Annotated in this window: 12 protein-coding genes; 3 read left to right on the plus strand and 9 right to left on the minus strand. The window is 42.3% G+C overall.

Annotated elements, in window-relative coordinates; genetic code table 11:
* Window positions 1-79: 79 nt before the first annotated feature.
* From MHN79_RS10185 to MHN79_RS10225, 9 genes are all read right to left on the minus strand, one after another.
* Window positions 80-610, minus strand: coding sequence for a lipocalin family protein (locus MHN79_RS10185; protein ID WP_239172804.1), 531 nt, complete (start codon window positions 608-610; stop codon window positions 80-82).
* Window positions 611-689: 79 nt separating this feature from the next.
* Window positions 690-905, minus strand: coding sequence for a DUF3955 domain-containing protein (locus MHN79_RS10190; RefSeq protein WP_239172805.1), 216 nt, complete (start codon window positions 903-905; stop codon window positions 690-692).
* 79 nt (window positions 906-984) lie between these two features.
* Complete coding sequence (locus MHN79_RS10195) at window positions 985-2,655, minus strand: RluA family pseudouridine synthase (protein WP_239172806.1); 1,671 nt, start codon at window positions 2,653-2,655, stop codon at window positions 985-987.
* Window positions 2,656-2,765: 110 nt separating this feature from the next.
* A complete protein-coding gene (locus tag MHN79_RS10200; RefSeq protein ID WP_239172807.1) occupies window positions 2,766-3,989 on the minus strand; it encodes a multidrug effflux MFS transporter in 1,224 nt (407 codons plus the stop codon).
* Between the two features lie 294 nt (window positions 3,990-4,283).
* The gene (locus MHN79_RS10205; protein WP_239172808.1) at window positions 4,284-4,742 is read right to left on the minus strand and encodes a GNAT family N-acetyltransferase; all 459 of its coding nucleotides are present in this window, start codon (window positions 4,740-4,742) and stop codon (window positions 4,284-4,286) included.
* The gene (locus MHN79_RS10210) at window positions 4,733-5,266 is read right to left on the minus strand and encodes a GNAT family N-acetyltransferase (RefSeq protein WP_239172809.1); all 534 of its coding nucleotides are present in this window, start codon (window positions 5,264-5,266) and stop codon (window positions 4,733-4,735) included. Before MHN79_RS10210 ends, MHN79_RS10205 begins: the two co-directional genes overlap by 10 nt.
* Window positions 5,267-5,280: 14 nt before the next feature.
* Complete coding sequence (fghA, locus tag MHN79_RS10215; RefSeq protein ID WP_239172810.1) at window positions 5,281-6,120, minus strand: S-formylglutathione hydrolase; 840 nt, start codon at window positions 6,118-6,120, stop codon at window positions 5,281-5,283.
* Between the two features lie 67 nt (window positions 6,121-6,187).
* Window positions 6,188-7,336, minus strand: a complete 1,149-nt coding sequence (locus MHN79_RS10220; RefSeq protein WP_239172811.1) for an S-(hydroxymethyl)glutathione dehydrogenase/class III alcohol dehydrogenase — start codon at window positions 7,334-7,336, stop codon at window positions 6,188-6,190.
* Window positions 7,337-7,491: 155 nt separating this feature from the next.
* Window positions 7,492-9,312, minus strand: a complete 1,821-nt coding sequence (locus tag MHN79_RS10225) for an MFS transporter (protein WP_239172812.1) — start codon at window positions 9,310-9,312, stop codon at window positions 7,492-7,494.
* 383 nt (window positions 9,313-9,695) lie between these two features.
* Between MHN79_RS10225 and MHN79_RS10230 the strand changes: the two genes are divergently transcribed.
* The 3 genes from MHN79_RS10230 (at window position 9,696) to thrS (ending at window position 17,175) form a co-directional block, all read left to right on the plus strand.
* Window positions 9,696-10,820, plus strand: coding sequence for a DUF481 domain-containing protein (locus MHN79_RS10230; protein WP_239172813.1), 1,125 nt, complete (start codon window positions 9,696-9,698; stop codon window positions 10,818-10,820).
* A gap of 310 nt (window positions 10,821-11,130) precedes the next feature.
* The gene (locus MHN79_RS10235; RefSeq protein ID WP_239172814.1) at window positions 11,131-15,012 is read left to right on the plus strand and encodes a hypothetical protein; all 3,882 of its coding nucleotides are present in this window, start codon (window positions 11,131-11,133) and stop codon (window positions 15,010-15,012) included.
* Window positions 15,013-15,246: 234 nt separating this feature from the next.
* Window positions 15,247-17,175: a threonine--tRNA ligase gene (gene thrS, locus MHN79_RS10240; RefSeq protein ID WP_239172815.1), complete on the plus strand. Its 1,929-nt coding sequence runs from the start codon at window positions 15,247-15,249 to the stop codon at window positions 17,173-17,175.
* Window positions 17,176-17,178 lie beyond the last annotated feature (3 nt).

Genomic DNA, 17,178 nt, shown 5'->3' on the forward strand with positions numbered 1-17,178 from the left:
AATCAAACGAAGTTCTTACAGAATCACGCATATTTCAGGGTTCGTAACATAGATAAAACATTACGCCTGCTTTCTGATGCTACGAATTTGTATTTAATTTTTGATTTACGTAAATCAGTTCATCAGTATTAAAACCACGCTGTTTAGACATTTTTTCAAATTTCTCTATGACCTCATGACTGACGGTTGGAGTTCGAGAAAGTAGCCATAAATAGTCGTGATTTGGCCCAGAAATGAAGGCATAGCTGTAATTATCTTTATCTAGTTCAAATACGACATAAGAGCCGTAAAAAGGCCCGAAAAAGGAGACTTTCAGATACCCCTCATCGGCACTGTTAACAAAGAAGGCTTTGCCTTGGGCCTCGCTCCATTCATCGTTCCTTGCGTCGTATCCTCGATTGAGAACGGACACTCCGCCATCATCTCTTAGTGAGTATTGCGCAGTGACGTCGGATAACCCACGTTCAAAGGAGTGATCTAGCCGCGCTATCTCATACCAAGTACCAAGGTATTTGGAGAGTTCGAAGTTATCAACGGGCTCAACGGATTTAGGCATGCCTAAGCAGCCGGATAAAGCAAATAACATGGCAGCAAGTAGTATGTTTTTCATTGGTATCTCCGCAGTCAAACTAGATGATACGTCATGTATCTTGAGAGGATCACAGTATAAATATGAGAGGGATAAAGTGTTACTTAGTATCGCTTGTTGAACTCTTAATAAGTTGTACTACATACGCAGTGATGGCAAGTATTTCAAATACCCAAAACAGAGGGAGTAGACCAAATGGCTCAATTAAAGTCCCGTCATCATCGATGTGAGACCCAATTAGAGCATACGTTAACAAGCACAGTAAGCCGATAATACACAGTGTCATGCTAGTTCGGTTAGGAATAAGTTTTTTCATATTGCCCCTTTGAGATGGTTTTAGCAATGCACTTAGCCGTTGGGTCAATCTATGAATGCATGCTTCTTCGTGCAAACTTTTAAAATGGAGTTTCAGCCTCGAATGTCATTCGTTCTTTGGTGTATGGGTGTTCTATCATAAGGCGCTGTGCGTGAAGGTGTAATCGCTTTGCTCTTTGTCCATAGAGGCCATCTCCATACATGGGCATGTTGAGCCCAAGATGATGAGCACAGTGAACCCTTAGCTGATGAGTTCTGCCAGTTTTGGGGTAGAGGTATAACCTACTTTGTCCTTCTTTGACCTGGACGCACTCCCAGTAGGTCTCGGCCGGTTTACCATGTTCAAAACAGACCAGTTGACGGGGCCTGTCATCGGGATCGCCTCGCATGGGTAAATTAATTTGGCCGCTTTGGTCCTGCACTTCTCCTTCTACAATGGCTACGTAGCGTTTTTCTACGGTTCTAGTAATAAACTGTTTCTGTAAACTTTTATTCGCTCGTTTAGTTAAGGCGAACACGAGTAGGCCTGATGTCGCCATATCCAGCCTGTGTATAACAAATGGACCTTCCGCGTTAGGGTAGAGTTTTTGGAGTCGAGTAATGGCTGAGTCTTGTATGGTTTTACCAGGAATAGAGAGAAGGCCGGCAGGTTTATTAATCACAACGAGCGCTTCATCTTCAAATACAATGTCCATCGTATTATGTTCTGCCCATGCTTTCTCAAGAGGGTTATCATCCACATCCATACCTTGAAGCATGTGGCCGAGTATAGGCTGACATTTACTGTGACAAGAAGGGTAGAACGTCTTATGTTGGCGGATTTCTGATGCAGGGGAGTTACCCCACCAAAATTCAGCCATAGCCAGAGGTTTAAAGCCATGTTTAAATGCGTAGTGAAGAAGTTTTGGCGCCGCGCATTCCCCTGCGCCCGCTGGGGGAGTGATGCCTTTAAATATCGAGTTTAGTGATTTTTCTTCCGCGAGAATATTTAAAAAGCGGTACTGCTCAAACAATTTGTGCTGCAGTGCATTCGATAGCGTTTTGCGCTTATCTTTTAGCTGGTTTAGCTCATGGTCAAGCTTCTGCCACTCGCTTTTCACCTGATCAATCTTGTCTTGCCACTCTAGTTTTAGGTATTTAAGCGTGTTTTTATCATCGACACTTTGCTTTGCGAGGCTGTCCAGTACACGCTCAAGCTCGGCTCCGTTGAGGTGCGATTGAGCATCTTGGCGCTGCAATTTTCTTTCAGCCCGATTGGCGATCATTTTCGCTCGATGAGTGCTTTCTTCTTTTTTATAGTTTGATTCGAGTTTTTCAACCTGACTGGCAAGCTCTGTTAGTTGAGTACCGCTATTAAGAGCATCTATCTGGTCATTGATTGACATGATCTCTTTATTGTCGGCATGAAAAAAGCTTTGCTTAGCAAACATATCAAACACGGGAGGGACAAAGTGTGTGAGTTCACTTTGCCCAGCGACTTTCCCTGAAAAAGCCGATAGATAACCAATTTCGCCTTTTGTAGATTTGACGATAAGCACGCCGAACATTTTTCCCACTCCATCAGAATGACTATTCAGTCCAAAATTGTGAACCCATTCGCTTTGGGTGAGCAGGTATTGCTGAAGCTCGCTGGCAGCAAGCTTACACAATGGATGTGGCTCATAGAAAAACGGGAAAGTGAATTTTTCAGGCAAGCTATATTCATCAATACAAGCATTGAAAGGGGTAAAAAGAGAGAGGCTGTGATGCATATGATTTGCCAAAGTGACCAAATAGGAGCCAGATTTTACTCATTTATCGATGAATTTCCAGTGGCTCCTACTTGGGTTAGCCTCAATCTTCTGTGGGCTTCAATCTGATCTTAGGCTTCTAGATTACTCCCTAACTTTAGCTGCTTGAATCGTTTGATATTACGAAACAAGACCAAGACCGCAATGCCCATAACAATGGTTGTCATTGCATTGACTACAGACTGCGAAGAGCCATCGTAAAAGCCGCTGGCTACATCAATAGCAATCGCCACCAAAACAAGTCTAATAGAGGTAACCAAAGATGCAGCAATGCCAGTCATCTCTGGAAATACCTGCATGGAGTCTGCAAAGAAAAGTCCTATAGAAAGTGCGGCTCCCACTGAAAATACGCACACAATAAAGGTCAGAAAGTCCGGTGAGCTTAGCATCTTATTTGGCACCAGCCAAAACGAGGCGATGGAGAGAAACATCAGGCAGAGCCCAGAGCCTTTTAATTTTTCTACACCGAAGCGGTCGATAAGGCGCCCGTTGCTCAAGCTAAACAGAGCAAAGGTGCCTAGTGTGGCCATTTGGTGAAATGGAAAATGCTCGGGCTTGACCTCAAGGTTATCAACATACAAAAGCGACATATTTGAGACAAACACCATGTAGCCTGCGAGAATTAAACTGGTTATTAGTGTGCTATACCAGAATGAGTAGGATGAAAGTATGCATTTATAGTCACTCATTACTCGCTTGGGAATCAATTTCTTACGTTTTTTGCTAGGTAGAGACTCAGGAACAAACAAAAAGCACTTAACTGCTGAGATAAATACCAAGATGGCGATAAACTCAAAATTTGCATGGTATCCCATGTGAATACTGATCCACCCGCCAATCAGCGGAGCAAAAGCCATGACACTAACTGTGAGTGCGTTGAGGTCCGCCACTAATTTTGCTGCCGACTCTTCTTCAAAAAGATCGAAGATCATTGTGGTTCCCACAATGATACAGGCTGAACTGCCAAAACCTTGAATTAGACGAAACGCGAGCAACTGATCAATAGTTTGAGCAAATACACAGCCAATGCTGGCGCCAAGAAATATCAAGAAGCCAAACATCATAATAGGTCGGCGACCAAAGTGGTCTGAAAGTGGCCCGTAAATAAGTGAGCCTAAGCAGATACCAATAAAATTGTAGCTAATAATTCTCTGAACCATGACTGCATTAGTGTTTAAATCCTTAAGGATGTCTGGAAAAGTAGGCAGATAAATATCGGTCTCCATGGATGCTGCAAGAAAGATAAACACCATTAAAAAACGAAACCACTTTCCTTGATGAGATATAGGGAACATAGTTAATCCAACTGAATTATATTTTAGATACCACAAGCTGGCTTCACTGAAAAGTAAAGCTATATGCTTGATAAACATTGTTATTTTAGGAATGCGACTGGCTAGAGAGGATGTGTGCCATAAGGTAGTGCATACCCATCACTCAGTTGTGAATAAGTGATGACTCAATTTAACATTTTATTTTTATTTGACAAGTAACATTGTAAGTAAATAACAAAACAATTGCATACTGTCACAATTTTGAGATGAGTAACCGAGAGTTGTTACTCATCCACTGCAAGAATCAGGTATTAACTAAAAATAGTTGGGGGGAGCGGTTGGCAATGGCTGCTCGTCTTTTGAGTACAACAAGCAATCAGTATCCAGAATGCGCTTAAAACCCAATTTCGTATAGAACTCATGGTTAATATCGCTATGCAAATACAAAGTTTGGCAGTTTTGCTGCTCGAATAGCTCATCCTTTAGTAGCGTCACTAGTTTTGACGCATAACCTTTTTGCCTATGTTTGGGAGGGGTAGACAAAGAGCCGATTCCAAAACAACCAGTCTTAAGCCCAAATCCATCCCGGTAAACAATTGCAGATGAAACAAGGACTTCTTTATCAACCAGCACATACCAAATACCCAATTGATATTTTTTGCTTTGGCGGCAAAGGGACAGATATTCCTCATAAGATAGGCCACTTCCCCATACGTCAAACCCCATTTCATAAATAGTATCGAGCTCACAGGCTTTGGCTTTTCTTAACTGCATGTGTCTGCCTCGCAAATAACCCAATAACGAGTAATTGGGTAAGGGAAAACTTTCCCCATCACGATATCAATAAACTCTCCTCCGTTTGCTTCAATCACTCCACGGGAGGCGTGATTTTTCTCATCGGCAGTGATCAAAGCCTTCGATATACCGAGCGACTTTGCAATCGGTAGAGCGAGCTTTAGCATGGTTTTTCCATGGCCTAGTGCGCGGTAGGAAGGCGCAATATCGTATCCGATATGGCCACCTTCAAAGCAAAGAAATGGGTTATCAATGGTGTGACGAACTCTGATCACGCCAAGGATATTTCCCTTTGTGTCTACCATCCAAAAATGACTACAGGGGACATAGTCTTGGCGCAGATTTGTACCATTCGCTTCGTCAGTTAATCGCTGAAGATAGGCATCAAAGTCATCGACGCCTTCACGATAGTATTCGGCATTGATACTGTCATTGTCCTCAAAATCTTGATAGAGAGCAAAAAACGCCGCGCGATACTCAAGTGATGGTGATACCAGCCTCATTTCCTTCCTCGAGTTTATTTAAACATATGTTTCGCGTGGAACATCAGGTGATCTTCAATAAAGCTTGAGATGAAATAGTAGCTATGGTCGTAACCTTCTTGCATACGCAGCTCAAGGCTTGAGTTGTGTGTTTTTGCAGCATTGACCAAAGACTCTGGCTTCAATTGTTCGTGTAAAAAACTATCTGCATCACCTTGGTCGACCAAAATAGGCAGTGGTGATGAATTTTGCTTGAGTAACTCTGTAGCGTCGCAAGCTTTCCAGGCCTCCAGATCTTGTCCTAGGTAAGCGCCAAACGCTTTTTGTCCCCATGGGCATTGTGTTGGGTTACAAATCGGGCTAAAGGCTGAGATGGATGTGAAGCTATTGGGGTTGTTCAATCCAATGGTCAAGGCTCCGTGTCCTCCCATACTGTGCCCTGAAATCGCTTTGATGTTTGATACAGGAAAGTTAGCCTCTATTAACGAGGGTAGCTCTTTTACTATGTAGTCGTACATGTGGTAATGCTTAGACCAAGGCTCTTGGGTCGCATTTAGGTAGAATCCAGCGCCTTTGCCTAAATCGTATGCATCATCGTCCGCTACATCATCACCGCGCGGGCTAGTATCAGGGGCGACAATCGCGATACCAAGCTTGGCTGCGGTATTAAATGCCCCAGCTTTTTGCATAAAGTTTTCATCGGTGCAGGTTAATCCAGAAAGCCAATACATGACAGGAACAGGAGACTCCTTGCTTGCATTTGGTGGAAGAAATAGGGCAAAGCGCATTGTGCAGTTTAAGGCAGTTGACTCGTGAGTGACTTGTTTGTGCCAGCCGCCAGCAACTTTGTTTTGACTGATATTGGTTAAGTTCATAGTACCATCTCTAAACAGCCACCATAACGTTTGTTATGATGGCTATGAGTATTCAAAAAAGGAGGGGTTATCTGTCCATATGGATAACAGAGCGGATGCTTTTTCCTTCATGCATGAGGTCGAAGGCGTGGTTCACTTCTTCTAGGCTCATTGTATGGGTAATAAATTCCTCAAGGCCAAATTCACCTGCCATGTATCGTTCTACAATTTCAGGCAATTCAGAGCGGCCCTTTACACCGCCAAAAGCACTTCCACGCCATACGCGGCCTGTCACTAATTGGAAAGGTCTGGTGGAAATTTCTTGTCCAGCGCCTGCCACCCCTATAATGACTGATTCTCCCCATCCTTTGTGACAACACTCAAGAGCTTGACGCATAACATTAACGTTGCCGATGCATTCAAACGAATAATCGACACCACCATCTGTCATTTCGACAATGTACTCTTGAATAGGAACATCAATAGATTGAGGGTTGATAACGTCTGTTGCGCCGAGTTGTTTGGCGAGGTCAAACTTACTTTCGTTAATATCGATACCTATGATACGGCTAGCGCCTGCCATTCTAGCACCAATGATAGCTGAAAGGCCGATTCCACCGAGACCAAATATAGCGACAGTGTCACCTTTTTCCACTTTGGCGGTATTGAGTACAGCGCCCATACCAGTTGTAACGCCACAACCCAATAAACACACTTCCTCTAGAGGAGCCTCTGGATTGACTTTGGCTAATGAAATTTCAGGAAGTACTGTGTATTCCGAGAATGTTGAGCAACCCATATAGTGAAAAATAGGTTGTCCGTTGATTGAGAATCGCGTTGTTCCATCAGGCATTAAGCCTTTACCTTGTGTTTCACGAACCGCTTGGCAAAGGTTTGTTTTTCCTGATGTACAAAACTTACACTCACGACATTCAGCGGTATACAGAGGGATGACATGATCACCAACTTGTACACTGGTGACACCTTCGCCGACCATTTCAACAATTCCACCCCCTTCATGACCAAGAATGGCGGGGAAAATACCTTCTGGATCTTCGCCAGATAGAGTAAAGGCATCAGTGTGGCACACACCTGTTGCAACAATGCGGACTAGCACCTCGCCTTTTTTGGGCAACTGGACCTCAACTTCTTCCATCTTAAGTGGCTCGCCTGCCGCCCATGCGACTGCTGCCTTAGACTTAATAAACTCTTGACCTGGTTTGATATCGAGTGCCATTCAAACTTCCTTTTAGCTTTAAGTGTATGTGTTTTATAAACTTTCTGCTCTGATTTAATCACGAATCACAGCCTGTTCCCAGCTTTAAATCAACACTTATGTTCGCTTTGTTTGGTGTCTCACTATTTTGAGAACTGGTTGTAAGTTAGTTGTGGTTAACGAGGACCAGAACTTAGGTCGTTCTGTTGCAATCCGGGCGTTTCAGTAATTTCGCTGAAGTTTGCATTGTGCTGGGAAGCGTCGGGTAAAAAGAGCTCTAGTTGTTCGATGGATTGATGAAGGCTTTGTTTTTCAAAGAGAGTGTTATGATGAAGGATAGTCTGATCATCAGTGAATGTATCAATTTCTTGGTGAGTCACAGGCTCAAGATTGGCAGGGTGTTGTGGATGTATCGACTCTGTCATCGCTGTCAAAATGGCGGCAATATTTTCAGGCTGTTGCTCAGCAAGCCAAGTGACCAGTTCCTCAATTTGGTGGTTATCCGATGTGGAAAGTCGTTTGACGATATCTATTGATAACTCCGGATGCGTTTGTGCGAGTGAACGGAATAAGAAGGTAGTATCAATATTGTCTATTTCAGCAACCCGCTCAATTAAAGTGATTGCCCATGGTGATTGTTTGTTAATTACATTTCTAATAAAAGTGATTGAATTTATCGGGCTTGATTTGGCAAGTTGTTCGACTTGAGACAAGGTTACTGCAAAATCATTTTGCTCATTTTGCTCATTTTGCTCATTTTGCTCATTTTGCTCATTTTGCTCTTCGGATCGAGGGTCGAGTTCTCCATGTATCGAGTTGGGAGTGTGCATAACAAAGGTTTCTTGCGCTTCTACTGGCAGCGCCTCACGTTCAGACATGCGATAAATGGTGTAAATCATCAAACCAAGATCCACCATGATCACAAAAGTAAAAAGAGCGTTTTGGTCAAGGCTGCCCATTAATACTGAAGCTGTATAGGGTCCAATGATTGCGCCAATAGCATAAATACATAGTAACCCTGACACGACGGGGACAAGCTGCATGCTTGATGTATGGTCAAAGGCTTCTGCGATACTAAGGGGGTAGAGACAAGCAATTAACCCCATGGTTACCGCTGCCAAGACAAAGGGGGCAAACGGCGACTGCCAGTGGATTGAAACGGGTAATGCGAAGCAGACAATGGCAAGCACAAAGCTGCTGCCCAAAATAACCTTACGGCGCTCGAAACGATCAGACAGGTATCCTATTGGTATTTGGAGAAAAATGCCTCCTGCGGCTGCCGCTCCCATAAATAGGGACAGTTCGAGTCCACGAAATCCCATACCGCCGGCATAGATAGGTAGCAGGTTTACCAATGTGGAATACAAAACACCGCAAACAAAGCATGTGACGAAACCTAGTGGAGAAATCGTGAAGATAGTCTTAAGTGGTATGGTCGGTGTCGATTCAATGCTTGGCTCAGAGTGTGCGATAAAGATGATAGGTGTGATGGAGATACTAAATAGCACGCCGCAGATCAGAAACAGGGTGATTTCACTCGGCGGTGCTATGACAAGGCCGAACTGACCAATTGTAATGGCGCCCAGTATAATGATCTGATTGATGGCTAGGAGCTTTCCTCTTGTAGACTGGGTTGATACGCTGTTAAACCACACATCTAAGGTTGCCGTGGCACACGCAATGCAAAAGCCCATGACAGTGCGCATTAATACCCAAATCCACATATCTGTATTGAGTCCCATGGTCAGGATAGCGGTGGCTCCCAAGCTCCCGCACATGGCAAAGGTTCGTACTAATCCAATTCGACGTAAAATTCGCTTACCCAGAATGGCACCCAATAAAAAGCCGACGGAATACATGGAAAGGATAAAGCCGATAGTTTCGACACTACTGTTAGTTTCGGCGAGCGACACTGGCAATAAGAGTCCGCTCAGTCCGTGACTGCCCATCAAAAGAAACGAACTGATCAACAAAAGCGCTGCTGGATAAATCGGCATGATTAATCCCTTCTAAAATGTGGCTGCATTTACTTGAGCACCGCGGCTTAAGACATTAACAACAAAAAAGTTTTTGTGCCTTAGTGGTCTAGAACTCTTAAAATTTTTCGCCAAACCTTAAAGATAAAACAATTTATAGATTATTCTCTCATCATAGGAGCAAATTTTGTGAGATGGAAAATATTTCGTTCGTATTATTTCATCGGTCTAATTGTTTGATATGAGTAGTGAGTCGTTAGGTTTTTACTTTGCTCTGTTAGCAAGTTTCACAAAAGTCGTTGGGTAAGATTGACATTGGTTTTTCTTACTTATGACAATGGGAAATGACGACATCTTTATCTTAAGCGGGTTTGATGGTGAAAAACTATACAGATTGAGTTGATATGAAATTACAAGCCACGGCATTATTTATTGCTATCAGTTCTATGCAGTCCAGTGCTTTTGCGAAGGAGCAAACTGAAAATCAAGTAATAGAAGAGCCTAACAGCCAAACCGTTTACTTTGAGAAAAATGATGATTGGGTAAAACTCAAATCAGGAGAAGTGATCAAAGGAGAACTCAACGGCACGATTAAAAAAGATTCTAATTCCTACAAGCAGGAAATTGAGTTCGACAGTGATGACCTTGGCGATCAAGAAATCGAGCTAGGAGATATCCAAGAGCTTCAGACTGCGGGGTATTTCACTATTCGCGTATCTGATGGTTCTATATATGATGGCTATCTTTCTATTCGTAATGATCAGCTCTACCTAACCAATGTGGATAAGGAGATATCTTTTCCAGTCACTGAGGTTGTATCCATATACCGTGGGAAAGAGAAAGACTCTGAACAGTGGGATGCAGAATTTACGTTTAGCATGGATATGAGCAGTGGTAACACTGATGAGCTTACCTTAAAGGGAGGTATTGATGCAGAACGTAATACAGTAGAGTCAAGAACCAAACTGAACGCCAGCCATGAAAACAAAGAATCCAATGATGAAAAAACCGCCAACAATTCTAAAGTTAAAGGTTCTTATGATATTTATATTGATAACAAACTTTTCTTTAGGCCATTAGATCTTGAGGCTGAAAGCGATGAATTCAAAAACTTAGATTACAAAGTGACAGCGTCAATGGGTGTGGGTTACTTCTTTATCGCCAATGAAACGACAGAATGGGATGTGACTATTGGTCCTGCATACACTCATACGAAATTCATTACTGTAGAAGAAGGCAGTTCATCAACCGCAAACAGTGGTGCATTCAAACTTGATTCAAGTTTCGAGTATGAACTAACCAAAAATATCGACTTTAACTATGACTACAGTATGACTTGGGAAAGTGCAGAATCAGGAGGTGTTCAGCATATCAATGAGATAGGGTTTGATATTGATCTTGTGGGCGATCTCGATCTTAGCATTGACGGAATATGGGAGCATGTCTCTGATCCGGCGGCTGATTCAGATGGTAAAGTACCTGAAAAAGATGATTATAAAATGTTTGTTGGCCTAAGCTACGAAATTTAGATTAATGAAGTTTTAGCTAAAATGACGCATATAAGCTTATTGCTAGTATGCGTTATTTTTACTCTTAGTGCTTATAGGAAGTCTAAATAATTTTCACACTAGATAGTCGTGTCTATTTTTAAAATATAGAAATAATTTCATATAAAATTACAATGTAATCCTTTTCCTTTACGGTAGAATACTACTAAATGTAAATTATAATAATTTCAAATTTATGGCGAAGGAAATAATCCCCACTCCCTTACAGAATCCAGATCCTTTTACAGAACCTCAAAGTGTCTCGTTGCCGCTAGAGCCCAGTGAAATAAGCATGTCAACACCGCTAGTTTCATCTTGGGATGGTCTTATTGATGAAGCTGAACAAAAAACGCAATCAAGCAATGTTCAGTATTTTCATAAAAACAGTGAGCATTCAGCAATACCTGTAAGTTCTCCACTGCAAGCCCAATTGTTAGATGAAAGGATCTCAGAGAAACAGGGATTAATTCATCAACTAAATCTAAGAATCGCAGACAAAGATGATGACTTTGAACGCTATGAGAGTCTAGGGCATACAGAAGCGGAGAATAATGAGTGGAGAAAACGACAAGAAGCGATAAAAGCTCGGAATATATTAACAAGTGAACTTATTTTACTTCAAGAAGAAAAAATCAATCATGAAGTTATTAATACTCCATTAACTTCCATTCTCTCAGGCAATCAACTTAAAGAAGAACTTTTGTATTTATCGATCAATACACCCGAAATTGAAGTCGATGATAAGTTTAAAAGAAAGATCTTATTTGAAGCGATTGAAAGCGTACTTGATACTCAAATTGATATAACAGAAAAAAAGATATTAGTAATCAAGAATCGACTACTCAGTCTTACGTCGCATTCATCGGATCTGTACCAAAGAGCGCTCGCTGAATTGGAGCAGAGAAAAGCGCTAATGGTGGCGGAAAGTGAAGACTTCAAGCTGGCTAATGCAGAACAGCTTGTGATTAGAGGTAGGTTCAGGCAACTGTATAAAATAAGCCAAGAGCAGGATATAGCCTCCTTTGAAGAGCAAGTTGTCGCTGCTATCGATGGTAAATTATCGTGGGGAACCGAGCGTTTGGTTAGTGAAAAGGCCAAAATACAACATAGTAAATGGGCCGCATTTGTTGACTACGTTATTGCCCATTCATCGCTTTTACCCTCGATTTCCGTGCCCAGTATTGATTCAGGGGAAGAGGAGGTGATGGTTAAGTTCTTTACAGAGCTGGATGAAGCGCTGTTGCAACAAAGCTCTAGGGCAAAAAAAAGAATCATAGGTGTTGGTGAAGTCTTCGATCAAGTACTGGATACCATGGATCGACTGAATACTGGTGACATATGGACTCATGACATAGTGTCAATGAACAACAATCAGGTAGAGCCTTGTTATGATCTAAAAACTGCCTACTCTATTCTTGTCCAAGCAGGAGGATTTGAGCAAGGTCCGTTTGAAAAATTGTATTCACAAATAGATTATCCCACAGTACCAGTCACGAGGATTGTTGAAAATTCGAGTCCAAGGCTACTAGACAAAGGATTGAGTCGGTCCCATTTCATTACTACTGCCCTATCGAAGCTAGAGCCCCCAGTGCAACCTGACATGAGCTTTGAAGGTTACGAAGAAATCACACCATATTTTCATAGAACAGCAGATATGATGCCGTCGCTCACTCGAAGCTCTACTTGGGCAAATGACATTGGCCGCTTTCGATCTATGCTAGCTACTCTTTACCCAAACGCTTCAACGGCTGATCGCGATTTTGATGAAGTATTTATGTACATGGTTGGAAAGTCGGTCAATACGGACGATACAACCAGAGTCATCCGGGCATACTGCTACCGTGGGATGGACGATAGAGTCATTGTTTATACCAGGCAAGGTGACCGACTATATCAATTTTCTGCCGATACAATCACTGTCCAAAAAGGAGACTCGCCGGAAGTTGACGCTCTCTTGCAAAGCTTATTTGTTTTCCCCGACAGGCAGCGAGCCGTTAGGGTGTATTCCGAGCAGGCGACAACAGGCATCATCTTACCGAAAAAGAAACGTCTTTTGGCCGGTGATCTGGCACGTCGTCATTATAATGGTGTGTTCTTCCCATATAGGCACGAGCAACAGTCTACGATTGAGCGTATTTTGAGCTTAGGTCTTGATGATAAGTACGAAGAGAAAGTAGATGAAACACTGACTAATAATCAGGCTTTTATTGTCAATAAAACTAATGATCATCTGAAGTTATTACCACTGATGAATATATCCACGGGTGGCAATGATGTGGAAGATGGACAAAAGACCAAAATCCGAGAGTGGCTAGATGACTTCTCCCGCGGTGAAAGGAAAGCGAGCTTTGGAACCGCTGATTATATCGGAACAGAGGCGGTATCAAACCCTGACTTAATTTTTATTCCTGTGGAACAGCAGGAGTCGGAAGAGACAGAGGGTTTATTGGTAAATTTGAGACTGTCCATGGTGATTCCGATTCCCAGAAACTTTATCGACAAACTTAAACTCTATAGCTCCCCTGATTTTAGGCTGTCATTTTCTCTTGGCTTTTATTCGAAAAATCGCGAAGAAATAAGAAATATCCCCATTACCGATCCCAGTTGGACGGGGGAAATGGGAGACATAGCAGGTTATGCGCAGCGGTTATCATTACGTCGAAGCAATATTACCATGCCAGATCTGGATGAGGCACTTAGACGTGTAGCTCAGTACTGCATGAGAACCGCATTTGGTTTTGAAACCCCGACGGAAATGGAAGTAACAAAACTCAATGAAATATTTCGATTGAGAAATTTGCATCAACCTTATACCAGGTTTTTCAAAGATCATATTTCAGACGATACCAAGGTAAATCAGTACATAGGAGCAGTTAACTTTAAAGCTGGAATGAATGATTTTGTCTCTCTTCTTAGGTTACATAAAGGGTTTACTTGGAGAAGTTCAAGCGAAGAGTCTGAAGAAAGACATTTCCGACCAGATGACGATAATGCTTTTGCAAATAAGGTCTTTGATGACATTAAATCTTATTACCTCACTGAGTGGGACGATGAGGTGGTTTCTTATCGTGAGGAATGGTGGAAAGATACCATCGAGTGGTGGCGTACGCCTTTAAGAATTGCAGGCTACACTATTGCGTCTGTTCTGGCAGTGATGTTCCCTGGTTTATCTGCGGGCATCATAGCAGGAATTGCGACCACATTTATTACCGACACTGCACTCGATATTGGGTTATTGGGAGTTGAAGATAATCCAGTTCAAAAACAAAAAATTATGGATGGGATTATTGTTAAGACTTTCATCTCAATTGGTGGTGAGGCCTTGGGGGGAGCAGGGGCTCAGCTAACAGCGAAAGCAGTCAAGCGTTTGCTTCTCAAACGTGCTTCAATGCAACTCAGAGGTGGAGAGTTAATTAAGGCGAGGCAAACGATAGAGGATTACTCTGATGATGTTATTGAAGAGATGGCGCAATCTATGAGAACTCGTCCAGAGATGCCAGCTCTGACTAAGCTTTTGGCTAAAAAAGGAGAAGGGTTACCAAGTATTAACCGCCAAAGTGTCGATATGCAATATGTTCTGAACCGATATGGCGTAGTGGTGGATAACAAGATTAACCTATTTAAACGACTTAAGAACTTCTACAACAGCCATGATAAAACCACAACGGTGATGGAAACTTTAGAAGGGATTCTGATTTTAACTTTGACTGGCGAAATTATTATTTTAATTGAAGAGTGTCTATCCGATACGGTGAAAGATAATGAGTTTTACCAAGTCTTAAAGTTAATTTTACTCTATGGTATCGCAGCAGGAGCAACGACGGTATCCAGCATGCAAAGAAGCTCAGAAATACTCGAAATAGAAACTAAAGTGTGTTTGGAAAAAATGGGCATGTCTGAAGAAAACATCTTACTTTTTAACAAAGCTAGCGCGCGGCGTGGTTTGTTTGATAAAGACATAACCAATGAACCTGACTTTGTGCAGGCTTTGAGAAAGTTTGATGATATGCCAGCAGGTGCTTCACCAAAAGAAATGGAATCACGGCGGCTACTTAAGCTCGGCAGGTTCTCAAAGATGTCGCGCCGATTAAGTTTTGATCCCTTGTACTTAAGGCTGTCAAAATATATAAATCGAAGATCAGTATCTGGTGCTAAGCCAGCTATCACCGAGTAAACCCTCTTTATCGCTGTATTTTACTCAAATGTAGGTTTTTTATCAGTGTATTTTTGAGTCGGAATCCATTAGAATTCGAGCTCGGATCATTGAGAGGTTCATCGGTATTTGTTCCTAAAAAGTGCTCCAACGTTTTTTTAATCTTACTTTTCTTAAATTAACTAACTGTTATATAAAGAAAAATAAATCAATCAAGTGTTGCTTGGTGTGCAACACCACTGTAAGGACAGTTAAATGCCTATTATTACTCTTCCTGACGGCAGTCAGCGTCAATTTGACAATCCAGTCTCTACTCTCGATGTTGCTCAATCTATTGGTCCAGGTCTTGCGAAAGCAACCATTGCTGGTCGTGTTGATGGCAATCGCGTTGATGCTTGTGATCTTATTGAGCAAGATGCAAGCCTTGAAATTATTACGGTAAAAGACGAAGTTGATGGTCTTGAAATCGTTCGTCACTCGTGTGCGCACCTTTTGGGGCACGCGATCAAGCAGCTTTACCCCGAAGCGAAAATGGCGATTGGACCAACGATTGATAACGGTTTCTATTATGACATCGATTTGGAACACTCTTTGACGCAAGAAGATCTAGAAAAGATCGAAAAGCGAATGAAAGAGCTAGCCAAAACTAAGTATCAAGTTATCAAGAAAAAAGTCAGCTGGCAGGAAGCTCGCGATGCGTTTGAAACGCGCCGCGAAACTTATAAGATGGAAATTTTGGATGAAAATGTCGCGCGTGACGATCGTCCTGGATTATACCATCACGAAGAATACATCGATATGTGTCGTGGTCCTCACGTACCCCATATGGGCTTTTGCCAACACTTTACGCTATTGAATGTTGCCGGTGCATACTGGCGCGGTAACAGTGATAACAAGATGTTACAGCGTATCTATGGTACAGCCTTCCACGACAAAAAGGCGTTGAAAGCGCACTTAACTCGCCTTGAAGAAGCGGCGAAACGTGATCACCGTAAAATTGGTAAGCAGCTTGATTTGTTCCACATGCAGCAAGAAGCACCTGGAATGGTGTTCTGGCATCATAATGGCTGGTCTATTTTCCGTGACTTGGAAGTGTTTGTTCGTGAAAAACTAACGGAATACGGCTACCAAGAAGTAAAAGGTCCCCTTATTATGGACCGCGTGCTTTGGGAACGCTCTGGCCACTGGGACAAATATGCTGAAGCCATGTTCACGACTGCGTCAGAGAACCGTGATTATGCGCTTAAGCCAATGAACTGCCCAGGCCATGTACAAATCTTTAACCAAGGCCTTAAGTCATACCGAGATCTGCCATTAAGGATGGCCGAGTTTGGCTCTTGTCATCGTAACGAACCATCTGGTGCTCTACATGGCATCATGCGTGTACGAGGCTTCACTCAGGACGATGCACACATCTTCTGTACTGAAAGTCAGATTCAAGAGGAAGTCACTTCTTGTATTAAGATGGTATACGATACTTATCAAACATTTGGCTTTGACAATATCCTAGTTAAGTTATCGACTCGACCAGAAAAACGAGTAGGTTCAGATGAAATTTGGGATGAATCTGAGAGAGCGCTGCAAAAATCGCTTGAAGCTATGGACATTCCATATGAAGTTCAAGAAGGTGAAGGCGCATTCTATGGACCAAAAATTGAATTTACTTTGCATGACTGCCTAGATCGTGCTTGGCAATGTGGTACGGTTCAACTTGATTTCAATCTTCCAAGTCGTTTAGGTGCCACTTATGTCGATGAGAATAATGAGCGACAAGTGCCAGTGATGATTCACCGTGCGATATTGGGTTCATTGGAAAGATTCATCGGAATTTTGATTGAAGAATACTTCGGATTCTTCCCAACTTGGCTATCTCCAGAGCAAGCCGTAATTATGAATATTACTGACAAACAGTCGAATTATGCTCAGGAAGTGGCCCAAAAACTACAAAAATGTGGAATTAGAGCTAAAGCAGACTTGAGAAATGAGAAGATTGGCTTTAAAATCCGCGAACATACTTTGAAGCGTGTGCCGTATATGCTGGTTTGTGGTGACCAAGAAATGGAAGCCGGAGAAATCGCAGTACGTACTCGTAAAGGTAAAGATCTCGGTAAATTTAAAGTGGATGACTTTGTTTCCTACATCCAAGAAGAGATCTCAAGCCGTAAGCTCAATCTGGAGGAATAAGCT

The organism is Vibrio sp. Of14-4 (assembly GCF_022347625.1).
Lineage (GTDB): Bacteria > Pseudomonadota > Gammaproteobacteria > Enterobacterales > Vibrionaceae > Vibrio > Vibrio pristinus.